Source organism: Rothia sp. 27098_8_27, assembly GCF_041432805.1.
GTDB lineage: Bacteria > Actinomycetota > Actinomycetes > Actinomycetales > Micrococcaceae > Rothia > Rothia mucilaginosa.
The window spans coordinates 121,527-142,528 of the sequence record NZ_JAPWAJ010000006.1 but is presented as its reverse complement, the minus strand read 5'-3'; the positions used below and the strand labels follow the sequence as shown (position 1 = coordinate 142,528).

Annotated in this window: 17 protein-coding genes; 1 reads left to right on the top strand and 16 read right to left on the bottom strand. The window is 59.0% G+C overall.

Features of this window, described 5'->3' with window-relative positions; all coding sequences use genetic code 11:
* Positions 1–28: 28 nt before the first annotated feature.
* The 10 genes from atpA to O3675_RS07690 form a co-directional block, all read right to left on the bottom strand.
* Positions 29–1,654, bottom strand: coding sequence for a F0F1 ATP synthase subunit alpha (gene atpA / locus O3675_RS07735; RefSeq protein WP_049347479.1), 1,626 nt, complete (start codon positions 1,652–1,654; stop codon positions 29–31).
* 187 nt (positions 1,655–1,841) lie between these two features.
* On the bottom strand, positions 1,842–2,654 hold the full coding sequence (locus O3675_RS07730; protein ID WP_070675079.1) for a F0F1 ATP synthase subunit delta: 813 nt from the start codon (positions 2,652–2,654) through the stop codon (positions 1,842–1,844).
* Positions 2,654–3,211 carry a F0F1 ATP synthase subunit B gene (locus O3675_RS07725; protein WP_049326923.1) on the bottom strand — a complete coding sequence of 186 codons (558 nt, stop codon included), beginning with the start codon at positions 3,209–3,211 and terminating at the stop codon, positions 2,654–2,656. Before O3675_RS07725 ends, O3675_RS07730 begins: the two co-directional genes overlap by 1 nt.
* A 51-nt stretch (positions 3,212–3,262) precedes the next feature.
* A complete protein-coding gene (gene atpE / locus O3675_RS07720; RefSeq protein ID WP_049350326.1) occupies positions 3,263–3,466 on the bottom strand; it encodes an ATP synthase F0 subunit C in 204 nt (67 codons plus the stop codon).
* A 143-nt stretch (positions 3,467–3,609) separates the two neighbouring features.
* The gene (gene atpB / locus O3675_RS07715; protein ID WP_049350327.1) at positions 3,610–4,401 is read right to left on the bottom strand and encodes a F0F1 ATP synthase subunit A; all 792 of its coding nucleotides are present in this window, start codon (positions 4,399–4,401) and stop codon (positions 3,610–3,612) included.
* 111 nt (positions 4,402–4,512) lie between these two features.
* On the bottom strand, positions 4,513–4,773 hold the full coding sequence (locus tag O3675_RS07710) for a hypothetical protein (protein ID WP_012903763.1): 261 nt from the start codon (positions 4,771–4,773) through the stop codon (positions 4,513–4,515).
* A 28-nt stretch (positions 4,774–4,801) separates the two neighbouring features.
* Positions 4,802–5,368, bottom strand: coding sequence for a hypothetical protein (locus O3675_RS07705; protein WP_053088750.1), 567 nt, complete (start codon positions 5,366–5,368; stop codon positions 4,802–4,804).
* On the bottom strand, positions 5,368–6,654 hold the full coding sequence (locus tag O3675_RS07700; protein ID WP_371571866.1) for a glycosyltransferase family 4 protein: 1,287 nt from the start codon (positions 6,652–6,654) through the stop codon (positions 5,368–5,370). Before O3675_RS07700 ends, O3675_RS07705 begins: the two co-directional genes overlap by 1 nt.
* Positions 6,655–6,888: 234 nt before the next feature.
* Positions 6,889–8,847, bottom strand: a complete 1,959-nt coding sequence (locus tag O3675_RS07695) for a polysaccharide biosynthesis protein (protein ID WP_049358657.1) — start codon at positions 8,845–8,847, stop codon at positions 6,889–6,891.
* Complete coding sequence (locus tag O3675_RS07690) at positions 8,847–10,814, bottom strand: glycosyltransferase (RefSeq protein WP_371571864.1); 1,968 nt, start codon at positions 10,812–10,814, stop codon at positions 8,847–8,849. The genes O3675_RS07695 and O3675_RS07690 overlap by 1 nt, the downstream gene beginning before the upstream one ends.
* Before the next feature lie 429 nt (positions 10,815–11,243).
* Between O3675_RS07690 and O3675_RS07685 the strand changes: the two genes are divergently transcribed.
* Positions 11,244–12,245 carry an NAD(P)-dependent oxidoreductase gene (locus tag O3675_RS07685; RefSeq protein WP_005506476.1) on the top strand — a complete coding sequence of 334 codons (1,002 nt, stop codon included), beginning with the start codon at positions 11,244–11,246 and terminating at the stop codon, positions 12,243–12,245.
* A 175-nt stretch (positions 12,246–12,420) separates the two neighbouring features.
* Here O3675_RS07685 and O3675_RS07680 read toward each other — a convergent pair whose 3' ends face one another.
* The 6 genes from O3675_RS07680 to thrC all read right to left on the bottom strand — a co-directional run bounded on the left by O3675_RS07680 (position 12,421) and on the right by thrC (position 20,910).
* Complete coding sequence (locus tag O3675_RS07680; protein ID WP_371571862.1) at positions 12,421–13,608, bottom strand: L-threonylcarbamoyladenylate synthase; 1,188 nt, start codon at positions 13,606–13,608, stop codon at positions 12,421–12,423.
* Positions 13,609–13,777: 169 nt separating this feature from the next.
* The gene (gene prmC / locus O3675_RS07675; protein ID WP_371571860.1) at positions 13,778–14,686 is read right to left on the bottom strand and encodes a peptide chain release factor N(5)-glutamine methyltransferase; all 909 of its coding nucleotides are present in this window, start codon (positions 14,684–14,686) and stop codon (positions 13,778–13,780) included.
* Positions 14,687–14,821: 135 nt separating this feature from the next.
* The gene (gene prfA, locus O3675_RS07670; RefSeq protein ID WP_049337341.1) at positions 14,822–15,904 is read right to left on the bottom strand and encodes a peptide chain release factor 1; all 1,083 of its coding nucleotides are present in this window, start codon (positions 15,902–15,904) and stop codon (positions 14,822–14,824) included.
* A 142-nt stretch (positions 15,905–16,046) separates the two neighbouring features.
* Positions 16,047–18,206, bottom strand: a complete 2,160-nt coding sequence (gene rho / locus O3675_RS07665) for a transcription termination factor Rho (protein WP_371571858.1) — start codon at positions 18,204–18,206, stop codon at positions 16,047–16,049.
* A 512-nt stretch (positions 18,207–18,718) separates the two neighbouring features.
* Positions 18,719–19,687, bottom strand: coding sequence for a homoserine kinase (gene thrB / locus O3675_RS07660; protein ID WP_102034060.1), 969 nt, complete (start codon positions 19,685–19,687; stop codon positions 18,719–18,721).
* A gap of 122 nt (positions 19,688–19,809) precedes the next feature.
* Positions 19,810–20,910, bottom strand: a complete 1,101-nt coding sequence (gene thrC / locus O3675_RS07655; RefSeq protein ID WP_070604619.1) for a threonine synthase — start codon at positions 20,908–20,910, stop codon at positions 19,810–19,812.
* Positions 20,911–21,002 lie beyond the last annotated feature (92 nt).

Genomic DNA, 21,002 nt, shown 5'->3' with positions numbered 1-21,002 from the left:
GAGGCGGGGAGAAGGCGAGGACTAATCGCTAACCGATGGTTTCCTGAGTGATGTCGCTATCGCGAGCTGCCTTGTGCTCCTCGTGACCTGCGTCGACGAGGTGGCTGCTGCCCTCAGACTTGAAACCCTGCTTGAAGTCAGCAACTGCGGACTTCAGAGCTGCAACGGTGTCATCCTCAAGCTTGCCGGAGGAAGCGATATCGGTCAGTACCGAGGTCTTGTGACGCAGGTACTCGATGAAGCCTTCCTCGAAGCGCAGCACGTCGGAAATCTCGATGTCGTCGAGGTGACCGGAGGTACCAGCCCAAATGGAGACAACCTGCTCTTCAACTGCGTACGGGGTGTACTGCGGCTGACGCAGCAGCTCGGTCAGGCGAGAACCGCGGGTCAGCTGTGCCTTGGTTGCATCGTCCAGGTCGGATGCGAACATTGCGAACGCTTCCATCGAACGGTACTGTGCCAGCTCCAGCTTCAGGGTACCGGAGACCTTCTTCATAGCCTTGGTCTGTGCGGCACCACCAACACGGGAGACGGAGATACCGACGTCGACTGCCGGACGCTGGTTAGCGTTGAACAGGTCGGACTGCAGGAAGATCTGGCCGTCAGTAATGGAGATGACGTTGGTCGGAATGAAGGCGGAAACGTCGTTTGCCTTGGTCTCAATGATCGGGAAGCCGGTCATCGAACCTGCGCCGAGGTCGTCGGAGAGCTTAGCGCAACGCTCCAGCAGGCGGGAGTGCAGGTAGAAGACGTCACCGGGGTATGCTTCACGTCCCGGCGGGCGGCGCAGCAGCAGGGACACAGCGCGGTATGCTTCTGCCTGCTTCGACAGGTCGTCGAAGATGATGAGGACGTGCTTGCCACCGTACATCCAGTGCTGGCCGATAGCCGAACCGGTGTAGGGTGCCAGGTACTTGAAGCCTGCTGCGTCAGATGCGGGAGATGCCACGATGGTGGTGTACTCCAGCGCGCCGCGAGTCTCAAGGGTGTGGCGGACAGCTGCAATGGTGGATGCCTTCTGGCCAACAGCCACGTAGATGCATCGAACCTGCTTCTCGGGGTCACCGGAAGCCCAGTTGTCCTTCTGGTTCAGAATGGTGTCGATCGCGATAGCGGTCTTACCGGTCTGGCGGTCACCAATGATCAGCTGACGCTGACCGCGACCGATCGGAATCATCGAGTCGATTGCCTTCAGACCGGTCTGCAGCGGCTCGTGAACCGACTTACGCTGGGTCACGCCGGGAGCCTGCAGCTCCAGTGCACGGCGACCTTCGGACTCAATGGGGCCCAGGTCATCGATCGGGTTACCGAGGGGGTCAACAACGCGACCGAGGTACGCGTCGCCAACGGGCACCGAGAGGACCTCACCGGTGCGGTGTACGACCTGGCCCTCTTCAATACCGGTGAAGTCACCCAGGACAATCACACCAATATTGCGGGTATCCAGGTTCTGTGCGAGGCCGAGGGTGCCGTCTTCGAAACGAAGCAGCTCATTCGCCATAACCGAGGGAAGGCCCTCGACACGAGCGATACCGTCGGAGGCCGATACAACTCGACCCACCTCAACACGTTCTGCATTGCCGGGTTCGTAAGACGCTGCAAACTCGTTCAGCGCATTACGGACATCTTCGGCATTGATGGTCAGTTCGGCCATCTTGTGTCCCTGCTCTCTCATTGTGGTTGCGTTCCGTCAACGGAACCAACCGAAACTTGCAATTCGGGTTGAACGGGCGGGCAATGCCGCCGCTTCTGCGAAGGAGGCATCAGCCACGCACCCGCTACCCGAGGTATCTTCTAAATCACCGTTGCGACGAACGGTTCAGCGTCGCTAGCTTGAGCCGCTAGCCGATGGAACGAGTCAGGTCGGACATGCGGGTCTCGACGGTACCGTCGATCACCTCGTCGCCCACCTGAACACGCAGACCGCCCAGAACGGCGGGGTCCACCGAAACGTCGAGCTTCAGCTCACGGCCGTACACGGCGTTGAGCGCGCGACCGAGACGTTCAAGCTGTGCCTGCGACAGCGCAATCGCGCTAGTTACTCGCGCAATGTAACGGTTCTGTCGCGTGACGATGATTTCTGCGAACTCATCGGCTACCCGTGCAGCGTGACGGCCGCGGGGGTTGGAGCCAACTCGTTCGAGCAGAAGCACACCTTCGGCGGTGGTGGCGGGGCCACCGAGCGCCACGGCGAGCTTCTTCTTTGCTTCTTTGCTTGCCTGATGGTCGGACAGCGCTTCCTGCGCCTGAGCGTTGGAATCAACGGTACGCACAAAGGTGAGTAGTTCGTTGAGCACCTCGTCCAGGGCATCCACGCCACCGCGAGACTGAGCCGATGCGGTCACGGCGAGCACTGCTGCACGCTCCAGGGCGTTCGCCAGATCAGCATCATCAGACCAGCGCTGAGCCACCGCATTGGTGAACACAGCCATAGCCTGAGAAGAGATCTTGCCGCCGAAGACGGTGTTAGCGATACCCTGACGTGCTGCTGCATCACGCGAAGAATCGGTGACAGCACGGCGCAGGGTGCCGTTGTGGTCGAGAACATCAACCACAGCGAAAAGCTCGCTCGCCAGGTTCAGGGGCTGCAGGGAAGCGTGAGCTTCCAGCACCTCTTCCACCTTGCTCAGTGATTCAGTAGATACTCCTGCCATTACCGAGCCGCACCTGCGTTCTGCTTCTCGGTTTCAAGGTCAGCAAGAAAACGATCTACCACACGGGCCGATCGCTCATCATCGTTGAGGGCTTCGCCCACAATCTTGCCGGCAAGGGTCGTAGCAAGAGTGCCAACCTCGGAACGGAGGGACACTGCTGCTGCCGCACGCTCTGCCTCGATAGCCTTTGCTGCATTATCGCTAATGCGCTGAGCCTCAGCGGTTGCACGCTCGCGAGCATCGGCAATGATTGCCTCGCCCTCTGCGCGTGCCTCTTCACGAATCTTCTGAGCCTCCAGTCGAGCGCTTTCGAGCTGCTGGGTGTACTCATCGCGAGCCGCTGCAGCCTCTGCCTGTGCCTTCTCGGCCTTGGCAAGGCCACCTTCGATTGCTTCCTTACGGTCCTGGTAGATCTTCTCGAACGCCGGGACAACGTACTTAGCAACGATGTAGTAGAGGATCAGGAATCCGATGAGGGTAATGACAATTTCCCCGACGTCGGGAATCAGGGGGTTCGAAGTTGCCTCCGCTCCCCCTTCGCTTGCCAGATAAATCATGGAGGGAATCCTGTTCTATGGGATGGGTCGTTTAGGATGTGGCAGAGCCGGTTACTTGATGAAGACGAGAACCAGGCCCAGAATTGCCAGTGCCTCGACCAGTGCGAAGCCCATGAACAGCATGGGCTGCAGGGTCTTCTGGGACTCGGGCTGACGAGCAACGCTGGTCATGTATGCCGCGAAGATCAGACCCACGCCGATGCCGCCGCCAATAGCTGCCAGACCGTAGCCAACCGCAGTGATGGAACCAACCATTATTTTTCCTTTCAACAGTGTTCGACCGGGAACATACCCGGACCGAACAGAGTTTGATTTGAGTTAATAGCCCGCACAGTGAACGTGTGGGTTGCTTTATTCACGCCCAATGACGAACGCGAAAACCTAAAAAACTAGAGAGTTTAGTGTCCCTCGGAAACCGAGCCCTGCAGGTACACAGCCAGCAGCAGAGCGAACACATAAGCCTGGATGCACTGAATCATGAATTCCAGGAAGTACAGGAATATGCCCAGAGCACCGGGAGCAATAGCAGCCAGGTAGCCGATGCCACCCAGAGTCTCAACCATGTAGGTCACCATGCTGGATGCAACCATCAGCGCCAGGTGACCACCGAACATGGTCGCGAAGAGACGCAGTGCGTGAGTTGCGGGACGAATCAGCAGGTTCGAGAAGAACTCGATCGGGATCAGGATGGGGTAAATCCACACCGGCAGACCCGAAGGCATGGTGATGTCCTTGAAGAAGCCGCCCAGGCCCTTGCGCTTGATACCAACGCCAACCCAGGTCAGGTACGCTACGCCAGCCAGTGCGTAGGCGCTACCGGAGTGGGAGAAGGAGGGCAGCTGAACAAACGGAATCGAACCGTAGAGGTTGTTCACCAGAACGAAGAAGAAGGAGGCGAACAGAATCGGCACGAACGGCTTGTAGTGCTGTACGCCCAGGGTTTCCTTACCGAGGGAGTTACGAGCAAACATGTAGCCGGACTCAGCGATGAACTGAGTCTTGCCGGGAACCATGGCGCGCTTACGTGCTGCGGTGAGGAAGAAGACCGCGATAATCACCACGGACAGCAGAATCAGTACGTTCTGCTTACCGAAAGCGAAATCACCAATGGTGAAGAAGGGGGGCAGATGCATGTCTTCGGGGGTCGGCGGCACATAGGCTTCCGCGAGGATCAACCCGTTCTCGATCAAAGCAAGTCCTTTCTTGCTACTAGTGGCTTCAAGAGCCCATGTCTGCCTATAAACGACTGACATGCTAACTACATGGATGAATGTGTGACCTAGCGGTCCGCGTTCAATGACCTAGCGGTCTTTATTCTGCCTGGTCATATGGGTAAAGACGAGGGTCAAACCTCCGATAGCGCCAATCAAGACACCAACCCACACCAGCCAGGTGGTGGAGAAGACCAGGTCACCGAGGTAACCGATGCCGCCCCACACTGCTATACCGATGATCAGATAGAGAATCGACATGACTGCACCGGAGAGCCCTCCGTCAGACACCAATTCTCCGGTAGTGCGGAGCTTTTTATCTCCGTCCCACCACTTCTTCTCTTCGGCCAAACGTATTTCCTTTCAAACACCAATCGCGTTACCGACCATGGTCTTCCAGATCGGTGTCGAAGTATAGAATTCTCAGTCGTGCGATGCTGACTGTTTCAATAACAATCCACAGAATCACGCCGGTACATGCGCCTGCGAGAGTCCAACCGTGCCTCAAGTTCTCGGGGAACGGCACAAACATCAATACCAGACCGAGCAGAGCAATCTTCACGAGGTAGCTCACCACCAGCGATTTGGGTACACCCCAGTCGAAAATGGGAGCAACCAACATAACTAATACGCCCAGAGTGAAGCATATATAGATTATCAGAAAGCCCAATGTTATTCCTAGCGCGCCCACGGGGCCCGCAAACAGGTACGCACTCATCATACCGCCCAACCAAGCCAGCAGAGAGTAAGCCGATACCCTGTAGAACAAAAATTTCCAGGAAAGCTCCTCGCTCTCGAAAGAAGAGGCCTTCAAACCTGCTTGAGCACGCTCTCGGCGGCGTTTCTGCTGCCGCCTACGCTCCGCCGGCGGATACCACAGAACGTCCACCACGCGCCTCCAGAGAGGCTCTGCGGGAGCCTGAGATTTAGGCTGCTCAGAAGCCATTAGTGTTTCTCCCCACGATTCTGATTAGACTGCGTCGAAGAAGAGGAAGCAGAAGAAGGCTGACCCGCACGATCCTTCACCGAATCCGGCATGATCGGCTCCGGATGCAGCGAGGTCGGCTCCACATTCTCAGGAGTCGCAGGAACACCAGTTGCCGAGGTCAAAGAGCCGGTAGCAGGCTCCGAAGTTGCCGACTTCGCCTTCGGCACCGACCCCTTCGAATCCGCTGCAAAACGCTTCGACAGGTCAATCGTAGAGGTAGGAGCCTCACCGCCAAAGAGCTGCGGCATACGCAGGTACACCACCAGCACGGCAAGAGCCACAAGAACCACACCAACAGCCGCCAGCACGGCGCCCGAAGCAAACAAATCAGAGGCAAACGCCAGCAGCACCCACACCAGAATGGTCGTACCGGTCACCACGGCGGTCGAACCAAGGTGGCTGAAACCAACATCCGTCAGACGCTGATACGTGTGAGTACGGTGCGGCTTGTACCACTGCTCCCCCGCCATAAAACGACGGAACAGAGTCGTACCCGCGTCCGCCAGATACGTCATCAGCGGAGCAAAAGCCAGCAGGAACGGAACATCCGCAAACCATGCACCCACAGCCAACGTACCCAACGCCGCACCCAAAACATAAGAACCCGCATCGCCCAAAAACACGTTCTTACCCGGGCGCACATTCCACGGCAAGAAGGCCGCAAAAGCACCGGCAACCGCCACACCAGCCAACGCCAGCCACGGCAGGTTCACCATCCAACCGGTCAGCGCATACGCCAAACCAGCCACCAGACCGTGAGCACCAGAGATGCCGTTAATGCCGTCCATAAAGTTCGCCACGTTAATGTATCCGGCAATAAAAATCGCGCCAAGAATCAGCAGCAGAATGTTCGTGCCCTGCACCGTCGCAAAGCTCACGCTCACCAGCACACCAATCACCAGCTGCAGGCCCGCACGACGCACAATGCTCACGCCGCGAATATCCTCCAGCCAGCCCAAGGCGAGAGCGCACAGAATCGCCGCGGCAATTGTCACCGCCAGCTGCAAAGACTCAGCAGAACGGTACGTCCAGCCGAACAGGGTAGCCGCCACAAACGCTACAAAGGTCGCAGCCGCAGTCGCCAACCCCATACCGCGGTAGGTCGGAGCAGTATGCGAAGAACGCTCATTAGGAACATCCACCATGTTGTAGCGGTGCAAAATTGGGCGCACCGCAAACGGCAAAAGGGCACCCAAAACAAAAGCAAGAGCAAAAATGCTCAACAGCTCAGAAAAGGAGGTCATACCAGCTCCAAAGCATTGGCGCCGCTCCCCTGGACGCAAACTCCAGAATCGCGGCTAAGGGACGATGTGTGCGTAGTGTGTGTTTACTTCGTATTCTATAGAACTATTCACCGACGCAGGGCTAACCTTCACAGATTCCAGTACCGCACACAGAATCTAGTGCCGTGCAAAGAGAAAAACACCGGATACCGCACCTGCCACGCAAGTGCAGCATCCGATGTCATTCCGTAAAGATTAGAACGTCTGCGCATCCGCCAAAGTACGCGGATCAGGGGCACGCTCCAGGCCATGACGCTCATAGCCACTGTGCTCCCGATAGTTCTGAATCCACAGCTCGTAATCGAGCTCATCAGGGTCAAGTGCCGGGGCACTCGACCGGGAAATATACCGGTTCTCCTCACTAGGTACCAGCTTCTCGGTACCGCCGAAGAGAGCCTCATCCAGCTTCTCACCCTTGCGAAGACCAATCTCCTTGATCTCCACGTCATACCGCTCATACGCCTGGCGCATCGCCTTCGCAACATCCAGGATCTTGACCGGCTGACCCATATCCAGCACCATGACCTCGCCCGGGCGACCAATCGCACCGGCAAGCATCACCAGCAGGCAGGCATCGGTAATCAGCATGAAGTAACGGGTCGCACGCTTATCCGTCAGGGTAATCGGACCACCCGAAAGAATCTGCTTCGTAAAGAGCGGCTTAATCGAACCGCGCGAACCAAACACGTTACCGAAACGAACCGATACGTAGGTGTTGCCGGTCTTCTCGCCAAAGTACGCGGTCAGACGCTCCGCCACGCGCTTGGACTGACCCAGCGCAGTCTTCGGATCCGCAGCCTTATCGGTCGAAACGTTCACGAAGGTCTTCACGCCCACCGCCTCCGCGGCACGCAGCACATTGAGGGTGCCCAGGGAGTTCGTCTTCCATGCCTCCTGCGGATACGCCTCCAGCGCCGACACGTGCTTCAAAGCCGCAGCGTGGAACACCACCTCGGGGCGACGGTCACGGAAAATCTCGAGCAGATTATCGCCCTCACGAATATCAGCCAGAATAATGCGGTCATCATCCAGGCTCGACTCGTGAGTAATCGAAACCTTCGTCTCCATCAGCAGAGTCTCATCATGATCAAGCATCATGAGGGTCTCCGGCTCAAACTCGCTAATCTGACGGCACAGCTCAGAACCAATCGAACCGCCCGCACCCGTAACCAGCACGCGCTTACCGTGCAGGTACGAACGCAGAATATCGCGGTCAATATCGTAGTTAATCTCTCCACGAATCACGCGCATCAGGTCGTTATCGCTCGCGGTAATCAGACGCTCACCCATCAGGCGAGCATTCGCGCTACTAATACGCTGAACCTCAACCTTAAGCTTACGCATGCGGTTGCAGAAGGACTCGAAGTAATCCTCCGACATATCCGAAATCGTCACCAGAATCTTACGGGTACCCGACTCACGAATCACCTGCTCCAGCTCACGGTAAGTCGTAATCACCGAAATGCCGTGGAACTTCGTACCAGCCTTCAGCTGGTCGTCATCGAAGACCGCAACCGGGCGAAGCTTCGCATCCTCATCGTGCAGCATCGAATCCATGACCATGCCGCCGATAAAACCGGCACCGTACACGATCACCGGCTCACCGGTCAGCTCACGCACAGCACCGCGCTCAGTGTACACACGCTTCGCCATGCGGGCGCCCGCCATCATAATCAGGCTAAACGCCGCCGCAATCGCAGGCACACTATGCGGAATATGCGGCAGACCCAACAGCTCATCCACAAAGGAGAAAGCAGTCAACGCCGCACCCGCGCTCAAAGCAGCCGCGCCGGCACGCCACGACTCGTCAAACGAACCGTACGAATACACGCCGTTATAAATCTTCACGCCCGCCAGACCAATGACCAGGTGCAACACCACAGCCAACGTAGCGGTCATCGTCAACGACGCCGGGTGAATAATATCGAACACCGAGCCGTTGCTGAGCAGCACACTATAGCGGAGCATGTACGCGAACAAAACCGACAGAACCCAGGCACTCGAATCAATCAGCGCCTGCGCAATCAACCACCACGGCTTACGCTCATACAGGCGGTTCACCAGCATCGTGCCAGAGTCACCCTCCGTCACCATCGTGCCGCGCTGGGCCGCCTTCCGCATCACCACATGAGCGTGAGGTTTCAACTGAGCCACTACATGCCTCCTTCAGATGCGGTACCAGAAGAACGAGAAGAAGCACGAGCCGTCAAAGACGACAACGCACGAAACGCCGAACGGCGCGCCTGCTCAGGAACAAAACGGTACACACTACGCACCGCCATATTCTGAGCCCACTGAAGCTTAGAAATACCGTGACCGGTGTACAGTCGACGCTGAATCGCCACATCCTGCAACCAGGCGTCCACTCCCCCGCGCTTCGTGTACGCGCCCGCACCCACGCGGTAACGCACCAGAGCCTCCGGGATATTGCCGAGACGGTAGCCGGCATCGCGCAGACGCATCCACAGCCACCAATCCTCAGCGCCGGGCACGAACTCGTAACCGCCCAGCTGTTGCACGGCGCTCTTCACGAATGCCACGGACGGGTGATAAATCGGGTTGCGCGAATCCATCGCGCTGAGCAAACGAGCAGAATCAACAATCGCCTCGCGGGTCGACTCCACCGCAGTATTGCTCTCATTCACCTCAAGCATGGCAGAGCCCAGCACCGTGTAGCCGCCCTGTACCAGGGCAGGAATCAGACGCGCAAAACGAGTCGGCTCAGACAGGTCATCAGAATCAGCACGAGCCACCAGCTCATAGGTGCACGCCTGCAGACCGGCGTTCAGCGCCTCCGCCAAACCAACATTCTGAGCCAGATCCACCACCTGAATCGGCGGGCAATCCAGATTCTCGGCACGCTGAACCCAGCGATCCACCACGGCATCCAGCTCGGGGGTCAGCGGACCGTCCTTCACCAAAACCAGCTCGGAAGGACGCACCGTCTGGGTCAGAAGATTCGACTCCAACGCCTGATCCAGATAGGCGGGGTTCTCCTTCGCATACACGCTCATCAGCACCGAGAAATCGGGTACAGAGCTCACGCAACCACGCGCCTTCTCAGAATCAGCGGGGCTTTCAGCGGATGCAGGCACGCCGTAACGACCGGGGAAAGTCAGCGGGTAAACACCCTCAAGCACCTGAGCATTCGGGCGAGGCGCACGCAAACCATCACGCACACCATTGAGGAAATACCCCAGGTAGGTGCGGCGGTCATCAGTACGCAGAACAGTAGAAATCCACAGGCGCGCCGACGAGCCACCGTACAGCAGCTTCTCCAGCGGGTTCAGGGTACGCGAACGGGTAAAGACCCACAGCTTATTGCGCACATCGTTATAGAAACGCGGACCCGGGTCAGCGTTCGTCGTACCAAAAGTCTTCGTGTGGTGCTTAGCCACCGAAGAAGGTACCGCAATGCCGTCACGGTGATGAATCAGACGAGTCGAAAACTCGAAGTCATCATTCCAAATGAAGAACTCAGCAATCGGCAAACCACCATTACGGCGAATAGCCTGCGCGTCCATCAGAATCGACACGAACGAGGCGCTACGAATCGGACGGGCACCCACCGCCTGCGCACGAGTATGACGCTGCTCCCCCGCCGCAAACATCGTGCGCGGAGTGTTCATCGGGTGGTCCTCGCCGTTCGTCCACACCACACGAGACGCCACCACCGCGGGGCGCTGCGAAGGCACCGGCGAATAGTTCAGCCAGGCGGCAACCGCCTCCGACAGGGTGTTCTCGGTCGGCTCGGTGTCATCATCCATAACCCACACCAGATCCGGGTTATGGCGTTCCAGAGCGCGATCAATACCCACCGCGAAACCGCCAGCGCCGCCCATATTGCTCTCCAGGCGGATGCAGTCCACCGGCAGCTCATAGTCCAGGGCGCGCAGATACTCGGCAGTACCGTCCGTGGAGGCGTTATCAACGATCACCACCGCCGCAGGCACACGCTCACCAGAAGCGATACCAGCGAGGGTCTTCGGCAGCAGGTCCTCACGGTTATAAGTCACCACCACGGCAACCGTGCGGGGATACTCGTTCAAAGGATCGTGAGAAGAAGACTGATCGGAAGAAGGCTGGGCAAAAGCGGTCACGTCGCTGTACTTTTCTGCCATAAGTTCTCCCTCCGCGGCGCGATGCGCCTGAATCAGCCGGTACGCGATATACCCATACCGTACTGGGCGCTTCTGGTGTTTCTCGCGCCCGCGGCATTCAACCGTGTGGATATATCACTCAAAGAAAATATTCTACCTGCGGTCTCCACTAGAGAGTGAACCATCACCCCAAAAGACGCACTTTATGACAAATAAACAACCGAATTCAGTTGATTTATCCGCATAGCGGACGTACCGGCACACCCAGTTTTGGGTATCCATCAAGCTACCAGCTTCACAGCCTGTGTTTGCACTGTGCACCCCGTGCGAAAAAACGACCAGAGACCGAATAAAAACCCACAAATTCCCCATAAACTGTTCAAATATGGGAAAGTTGAAATGACCCCATTTTTCCCCGCAACGTACGCGGGCTCGTGAGAGGTAAAAGAGATGTCCGAATCCAAGTGGAAAGTCATTGGCGCCAGCGGCTTCGTTGGTTCCTCCATCGTCGCGCGTCTGAACGCAGAAGGTATCAGCGTCGACCCCATTGAGGCACCTCGACTCGCAACCCGAGCCCTCGACGTAGACAGCATCATCGACGAAGCAGACCAGCTTGAAGGCATCATCGACTCCCTCGCAGAAGCCTTCGCCGGCGCACAGGTCGTCGTCAACGCAGCAGGCCTCGCAGCACCCAACATGCAGGATCTGCCCCCGCTCGTCGGCGCAAATGCCCTGCTTCCCGCCGTAATCGCCATCGCCGCACAGCGCACCGGCGTGCGCCGCGTCATCCACCTCTCCTCCGCAGCCGTACAGGGCCCGCGCCTCGTGCTAGATGCTTCCGAAGAGACCAACCCGTTCAGCGCCTACTCCTTCTCCAAGGCACTCGGCGAAGAAGCGCTGCTCGACCTGCAGGACTACTTCCTCGAAGAGCACCCCGACTGCGCACCCGAACTGTGCATCCTTCGCGCAACCAGCGTGCAGGGCCGCGGCCGGCGCACCACCGAACTCTTCGCCAAGATGGCCTCCTCCCCCTTCGCATCCGTTGCGGGTGCAGGCACCGGCAAGTCCCCGGTTTCCAGCGTGCACGCCCTCGCAGAATTCGTGGTCATGCTCGGCACCTTCCCCGGCGAGCTACCCACCATCGTGTTGCAGCCCTGGGAAGGCGCAACCGTCGCCTCCGCATCCGTGGATGCTGGTCGCCGCCACCCGCACCGCCTGCCCGAGTGGCTCTGCCGCGCAGCCGTCAAGGCGGGCTACACCGTCTCCGAGCTGATGAATGACAAGTTCTCCGGCTCCGTGCGCAAGGTCGAGGTCATGTGGTTCGGCCAGGGCATCGACGACTCCTGGGCACGTGACAACAACCTTCTGCCCACCCCGCGCGTGCGTGAAGTACTGCGCAACGCCCACACCGCGCTGGGCAAGAAGAAGGACCGCCGCTTCGAGAAGAACTAGGTAGCGCGCGTGCTCTCCTAAAGGTGCGCAACCTGAGGCGCGCAGCCTAGTGGCGCGCCTCTAGAGAGCTCATCACGAAAGGGAACCCCCGATATATCTGAACGATATATCGGGGGTTCCCTATACGTTTTTATGCTCCGAGATTTATGCCCCGAGCTCTATAACGCGCAGAGGTTTAGAGGTGATCCTCCGGGGCGTCCTTCTGCTCAGTCTTTACCTCAGCATCAGTCTTGGTAGCCTCAGTCTTAGCTTCTGCCGACTTAGCCTCATCCTTAGCGGCAGTCTCAATCTTCGACGCGCCAAAGACCAGCGCGCGAGCAGTATCAGCAGGAACCGGGTGAGTCTGCGGCTCATCCGCACGAACCGGCTTCGGAGTGTTGTCACGGTAGCCGCGCGAACGCTCCTGATCCACGCCAGTGCTGAAAGCAGAAGACAGAGCCGAAGTAGCGCCCAGCAGGGACGCAGCGACAGAACCGGCAACTGGTGCCGAAGCGCGACGAGCAGGCTCACCGCTCACAGTGTGGGTGCTGTCCCACTGCTCGTACGCCTCATCCAGGTCAGCCTGCTCATCCAGAGCACGCTCAGAAGGAGTCGACTCAGACGATGCAGAAGAAGCAGCCTCGGCCTCCTCAACCTTACGAGCCGCCTGTTCGTCAGCCTCCGCACGAGTCAGAATGGTCGGAACGACCTCGCGCAGCTCCTCCACCGAAATCGCGCCCTCACGAACCACCACGTAGGGGAAGGAGGTGCAATCCAGAATCGTGGACGGTGCCGGGTCACGCTCAGTAACCACAACCACGCCGTCCTCATTCGGCTCAGACTCAAGCGGCTTAGGACGAGCGCCACCGTCAATCACCACGGCAACGTCCTCGCCCAGGGAATCCATGGCGGTCTGTGCGTCCAGTGCGGCTTCCTGACCGGTCTTATTCGCGCTCGAAACCGCCAGCGGACCGTGCTCAGTCAGCAACTTCAGGGCGAACTCATCATCGGGAACACGCACGGCAACAGTACCGCGGGTCTCACCCAAATCCCAGCTCAGCGACGGGTACGCGTGAAGAATGATAGTCAGCGCGCCGGGCCAGAATCGACCACCCAGATCGTAAATATCGTCCGGAACGTCGTCGACCACGCCAGCGAGCGCAGCAAGATCAAAGATCAGCACGGGCGGCGGCATGGTGCGGTCGCGGCCCTTATCTGCCAGCAGCTTGGCAACGCCCTGATGCGAGAAAGCATCGGCGGCAATACCGTAGACGGTATCGGTGGGCATCACAATCGTGTCGTGCGCCTTCAGCGCCTCGCGGGCAGCTTCGATGGCCTCGCGGGTCTCAGTTTCAGTCGTTACGGGGTACAGCTTTGCAGTCACGGGTCTTATTCTCTCATGTTTTTCTGGATGCGGCGAGACACCGGCACCCACAACGCGCCATGTGGAAGCACTCTTCCGGGGGTTCACCATATTTCGCCGGCTTTGAGCTGGCTACTGAGGCGGACGCGTTGCCTTCACGCAGCCCGGCACGGGCTAGGTGGTGCATCTACTAGTCTAAAGGCTCTAGTGGGCGCGGTTTATAACCGACGCTATGACGCGGACGATTATTCAGGTCACGCACCGGGTAGCAGCCCTCAAAGCCGATGCGCCCCAGCAGTTCGGCGACGGCTTCTTCCTGGGTGTCGTCGTGCTCCATAATGAACAGGCCGCCGGGGGTAAGAAGCTCGAAGGCGCGGGCGGCAATTGCAGAGGGCATCTGCATGCCGTCCTCTCCCCCGCCGTACAGTGCCATGTCCGGGTCGTGCAGGGCGGCTTCCGGGTCGGCGGGTACGTTCGCCGGCGGAATGTACGGAGGGTTGGAGAGCACCGCGTCGAAGGTTCCGGCAAGTTCGGGCAGGGCGGTGAGAGCGTCCCCCTGTACCAGGTGCACGCCGAGCGGCTCCAGGTTCTTGCGGGTGTAGGGGATGGCGTCTTCGGAGAGTTCCACCGCGAACACCTGGGCGTTCGGCAGTTCGCTCTTGATTGCCGCGGCGATAGCCCCGGAGCCGGTGCACAGGTCGACGATGCGCAGCTGACCGGTTGCCGAATTGGTGCGTGCGGTCAGCACTTTGAGGGCTTCTTCGACGAGCAGTTCCGTTTCGGGCCGGGGTACGAATACGCCCGGTCCGACTGCCAGTTCTAGGCGGTAGAAGGGAGCGGAGCCGGTGATGTGCTGCAGCGGTTCGCGGCAGGCGCGGCGGGCGACCAGCGCCTCGTACTCTGCGGCCTGGTCGGGGGTGAGCCGTTCCCCCATGAGCGCGGCGTGCTGTAGGCGTGAGCGTGAGCCGTCGTAGAGTAGGTGCGCTGCGAGTAGCTCGGCGTCCACGCGGGGGCTGGGCACCTGCGCCAGTGCCGCGGTGGCGCGCGTGAGTACCTGCGCGAGTTCTTCCCCGCGGGGGTCGTGCACATTCACCTTCATGAGCTCTCCTTTTCATCTCTCAACGGCTCAAAGCCTATCGCGGCATACAGGTGAGGGGGCTCCACCGCCGTAGCGGTGAGCCCCCTCACCAACATCTCATACCGTTTCAAAGAATCGGCACGGGCAAATACAGAATTACTTCTGTTCCTGGCCCACCTGAGCGAGGCGGTGCGCCTCATCCATCTCAATAGCGGACTGAACCACAGGCTCCAAGTCACCATTCAGCACAGCATCCAGGTTGTACGCCTTGTAGCCGGTACGGTGATCCGCAATGCGGTTCTCCGGGAAGTTGTACGTACGGATACGCTCCGAACGGTCCATGGTACGCACCTGCGAAGCACGGTGTGCCGCGTTCTCAGCGTCAATCTGCTCCTGCTGGTGAGCCAACAGGCGCGCACGCAGAACGCGCATCGCAGCTTCACGGTTCTGCAGCTGAGACTTCTCATTCTGCATCGCCACCACAATGCCGGTCGGCAGGTGGGTAATACGCACCGCCGAGTCGGTGGTGTTCACCGACTGACCACCGGGGCCCGAAGAACGGTACACGTCAATCTTCAGGTCGTTCTGGTTAATCTCGATTTCCTCGGGCTCATCCACCTCGGGGAACACCAGAACACCAGCAGCAGAAGTGTGGATACGGCCCTGAGACTCAGTCGCCGGAACACGCTGCACACGGTGCACGCCACCCTCATACTTCAGGTGCGCCCACACGCCCTCAGCCGGCTCATTCGAGGAGCCCTTAATAGCAATCTGGGCATCCTTGTATCCGCCAACATCGGTGCTGGTCGAAGAAATAATCTCAGTCTTCCAGCCCTTGTTCTCGGCATAACGCATGTACATGCGCAGCAGGTCACCAGCGAACAGAGCCGCCTCGTCACCACCGGCACCAGCCTTCACCTCAAGAATGACGTTACGGCCATCATCCGGGTCACGCGGAATCAGCAGACGGCGCAGCTTCTCCTGAGCAACCTCCAGCTCCTCCTCCAGACCGGGAATCTCCGCCGCAAAATCCGGATCCTCATCAGCCATCTCGCGAGCAGCCTCAAGGTCATCCTTCAGCGAAGTGTACTTGTTGTACGCAGTCACAATACCGGTCAGCTCCGCGTAGCGGCGGCCCACACGGCGTGCCTTACCCTGATTCGCCTGCACGGCGGGGTCAGCCAGCTGATTCTGCAGGTCAGCGTGCTCATCCAGCAGAACCTGAATAGATTCAAACATTCTGTTCTCTCTTCCATCTCCCGCACTTTACGCCGCACGGGCAGGCACTAGACATCTCGCACCCCACACAACAGGGATGCGCAAAACGAACGTCTCACGCGCCCCACCCACATGAGGAGGTGGGGCGCGTGAGATACGAGCCTTAGTCGACCAGACGCAGACCGTTCTTCTGAACCGTCAGAAGGAACTCCACGTTGCTTTCAGTCTTACGCAGCTGGTTGGTCAGAACGCCCAGAGCCTGCTCAGGCTCCATACCCGCCAGGGCACGGCGCAGACCCCACATAATCTTAATCTCATCCGGGGAGAGCAGGTTCTCCTCGCGGCGAGTACCAGAAGCATTAATATCAACCGCCGGGAAGATACGCTTATCCGCCAGCTGACGGGACAGGCGCAGCTCCATGTTACCGGTGCCCTTGAACTCTTCGAAGATCACTTCGTCCATCTTCGAGCCGGTCTCAACCAGGGCGGTAGCCAGGATGGTCAGCGAGCCGCCCTCTTCAATGTTGCGGGCAGCACCGAAGAACTTCTTCGGCGGGTACAGTGCGGCAGAATCCACACCACCGGAGAGGATACGACCGGATGCGGGAGCCGCCAGGTTGTATGCGCGGCCCAGGCGGGTCATGGAGTCCAGCAGCACGACCACATCGTAGCCGAGCTCCACCATACGCTTCGCACGCTCAATAGCCAGCTCAGCCACAGTGGTGTGATCCTCCGCGGGACGGTCGAAGGTCGAGGCGATAACCTCGCCCTTGACGGTGCGCTGCATATCGGTCACTTCTTCAGGACGCTCATCCACCAGGACCATCATCAGGTACACGTCCGGGTTGTTCACAGTAATCGCGTTCGCGATGGACTGCAGCATGAGGGTCTTACCCGCCTTCGGCGGGGACACAATCAGACCACGCTGGCCCTTACCGATCGGGGACACCAGGTCCACCACGCGGGTGCCCAGCTTCTTCGGGGTGGTCTCCAGGCGCAGACGCTCCTTGGGGTACAGCGGAGTCAGCTTCGAGAAGACGCGGCGGTTCGCTGCTTCCTCAACGCTCTGACCGTTAATCGCCTCAACCTGAACCAGTGCGTTGAAACGCTGGCGGCTGTTCGACTCACCCTCACGCGGCACGCGAATCGCGCCGAGCACGTGGTCACCCTTACGCAGGTTGTACTTCTTCACCTGAGCCAGGGAGACGTACACGTCATTGGTGCCGGGCAGGTAGCCGGTGGTACGCACGAAAGCGTAGTTATCGAGGATGTCCAGAACACCCGAAATCGGTGCCAGCACATCGTCTTCGCTCAGACGAGGCTCGTTCTCCTCGCGGCGGCGAGCCTGCTTCTCAGCACGCTCAGCCTGACGGTCACGCTTGGAACGGCGCTCAGCACGCTCTGCGCGTTCTGCACGCTCAGCAGCCTTACGCTCGGCACGTTCGCTACGCTCAGCATTGCGCTCTGCACGCTCCGCCTGGCGGTCACGCTTAGTGCGGCGCTCGGTACGCTCACCATCCTGATCGCGGCGACGCTCACGGGTGCGGGTACGCTTCGAGCTCTTCTCACCGTCGGGGGTGCCAAAAGTCATGTCCAGGGCAGCGTTCAGGCTGTCCAGGCTCGCGGTGCCGTCAGCGGTAGTAGCCTTCAGCTCAGCAGAGTTACCGGGCAGGTCAACCTGCTCCGCACGCTCGCCAATACGCTCAGCAGCCAGCTCAGCGCGCACATCCAGCGGGGGAAGCTCAGCGGGCTTCTCTTCCTTACGGGTGCGGGTGCGGCGGGTACGCTTCTCCGGCTTCTCGTTATTCTCAGTCTTCTCGGACTTCTCAGCCGATGCGTCCTCGCCCTCAGCGGCGCGGCGAGCGCGCGCACGCTTCTGAGCGGGAGTCTCATGGCGGGAAGAGCGGGTACGCTTCTCAGACTTTTCAGCCTTCTCAGCGCCCTCGGCGGGAGCCTCAGCAGCCTCCGCGTTTTCGGTCTTCTCAGCCTTCTCCACCTTCGCCTCAGCATCCTTCTGGGTGCGAGTACGGCGGGTACGGCGAGGCTTAGACTCTTCAGTCGTCTCAGCAGCGGGAGTCTGGGCAGACTCAGCAGCAGCCTCAGACTTAGGTGCCTCAGACTTGGGCGCAGCAGGAGCGGCTACGGCGCCACCACGCTGATGCTCTTCAAGAGCCTGAACCAGCTCGGCCTTCTTCAACTTCAGATAGCCGCGGATACCAAGCTGCTGGGCGAGGACACGCAGCTGCGCGACCTTCAAGTTTGCAAGTTCCGGTGCGGCAGCCGCCGTACCGTACTCATCGGTGACAACAATATTCTTTGCCAACTACAATTCCTTTGGTTATAAGCCCTGAAAATCTTCAGAATAAAGATCGGGCGAACGCTATAGCGCGGTCAAAGGCTTAGACACTGCCGAAAGAAAACAGCAGTCTGCACCTTCGACTCCCTCGAACCGCGCTGGAGGCGGTTCGCGTCTCTTACCGTACCCGCTGATTCAGACACAGCGAGCACACACGGAAGATAAGGCGCTCTATCACAAATGTGGGCAAGCCCAAACCATCATCTATAGAACCATCTACACGAGATGAAGAGGATGGAATGGTCACTTTGAAAGGGCACCCGCCGCGAAACCGAACCTCCAGAAAAGTCTTCCCCTATGCGTCAGAAATAAAGAAAGACGTGAACTCCAAAGGCACTCCCCCGAACCCTGCCGGCTCCCGCCCAGATACACAAAGCATCTGAGGCATCAGGGGAAACGGAAGTACGTTACGAAGGATAGTATCGACGGTCTACATTGAACGACGGGCGAACCTCAACATAGGACGAACTAATAACGTCCTACTGAGTAACTATAACACCTTCAGTATCAATTTCAAGAGGAAGAACCCGCCAGTTCAGGCGACAATCCACAATAGCGCTACAGGGGTGAGTCGCCGCGAACTCGGCAATAGCCTCCTGCACCTGCTGCACCTGCTCATCGCCGCGCGCAAAGGTCAAAACAGTCGGGCCAGCACCAGAAATCACCGCCGCAAAACCCTGACTGCGCAGGTACGCAACCAGCACAGCGGACGGCTCCATCGCGGTCACGCGGTACCCCTGATGCAGGTAATCCACGGTCGCATCCATAAGGTACTCGGGAGCATCAGAGAGAGTGCGCACCAGCAACGCCGCACGAGCGGAGTTCGCCACCGCCTCAACGTGGGGCATCTCCTCAGGAATCAGCGAACGAGCAAGCTTCGTCGACACCTCATAATCGGGCACAGCCACCACAGGGTGAACATCAGGATGCACCGGAATAATCAGGGTCTTCCAGTTACCCATCTCACCCCAAGACACCGACAGGTTGCCGTAAATCGCCGGAGCCACGTTATCCGGGTGGCCCTCCATATCGGAGGCGACCTGTAGCATCTGCTCACGGCTCAGACGGTGCTCCTCCGGCAGCAGACCGCTCGCCGCAGCCACACCCGCCACAATAGCCGACGCCGAAGAACCCATACCGCGAGAATGCGGAATCTTATTATCAGCAATCAGCTTCACCGGGGGCAGTTCATCCAAACCAGCCGCCGCAAAACCAGCCTTCATCGCCTGCAAAACCAGGTGGCTCTCATCGCGAGGGACATCCGCGCTACCCTCACCGCTGAGCTCGAACTCCAGACCGGACTCAATACGCTCAACAACCAGCTCATCATAGAAGCCAAGACCCAAACCCATGCTGTCATAGCCGGGGCCCAGGTTAGCGCTCGTAGCGGGAACGCGGACCTTAACGGACGCGCCCACCGGAATATCAGAAATATGCAGAGAAGACATGAGAAGAACCTCGCGATCGGTGACGTAATGAGTGAATAGGTGAAAGATACAAAAAGGGCTGTCATGCAGGTGCACCCCGCCCCGAAAAATCGGGACGGAGTGCACAACGTAGTATGAATAGGCTAGTGCAAATCGAGAATATCTGCCACAGCAACCACGTCGAAGGGAGCCTTAGTCGGCTCAACCTTCACGCCGTTCACAGCCTGCAGAGCCCACTGCGGGTCCTTCAGACCGTGACCGGTCACGGTGATGACGATGGTCTTACCCTCGGGAGCTTCACCGGCGCGGTGCTTCTTCAGCAGACCCGCAACACCGGCAGCCGAAGCCGGCTCCACGAAGACACCCTCGCGGGCAGACAGCCAGCGGTGCGCCTCCAGAATCTCCTCATCGGTGACAGCCTCAATCACGCCGCCGGACTCGTCACGAGCAGCTTCAGCCTTCTCCCACGACGCGGGGTTACCGATACGGATCGCGGTCGCAATGGTCTCAGGAGCCTCAATCGGGTGACCAGCAACGATCGGTGCAGCACCAGCAGCCTGGAAGCCCCACATGATCGGACGCTTGGTCGCAACCGGCTCCAGAACCTCACCGTCACGGTTGGTGTAAGGCTCCGAGTACTCCTTGTAGCCCTTCCAGTACGCGGTGATGTTACCCGCGTTGCCAACCGGCAGCAGGTGGTAATCGGGAGCGTCACCCAGGGTGTCAACAACCTCAAACGAACCGGTCTTCTGACCCTCAATACGGTAAGGGTTCACCGAGTTCACCAGGAACACAGGGTAATTCTCGCTGAGCTTGCGAGCAATCTCCAGGCAGTTATCGAAGTTGCCGTCAATCTGAATGATGTCAGCACCGTGAGCGATAGCCTGAGACAGCTTACCCATAGAAATCTTGCCGTCCGGAACCAGCACCGCACAGCGCATACCAGCCTGCAAAGCGTACGCAGCAGCCGAAGCGGAAGTGTTACCGGTCGAAGCGCACACAACAGCCTTCGCGCCGTCACGCTTAGCGGCGGTCATCGCGCTGGTCATACCGCGGTCCTTGAACGAACCGGTCGGGTTCATACCCTCAAACTTCAGGTAAACGGTGTTACCGGTCTCAGCAGACAGTGCCGGCGCGTGAATCAGCGGGGTACCGCCCTCGCCCAGGGTCACAGCCTTCACATCGTCTGCGAAAGGCAGACGGTCACGGTACTCATTGATAACGCCCTGCCACACGTGTGCCATTGGCTTCTCCTTCAATCTTGGCGCCCCGCCCGCCGGACCTCCCATAGGTCCGGCGCGGTAGCGGGTACGCGGGTTAGTTAGTGAGCGATGCA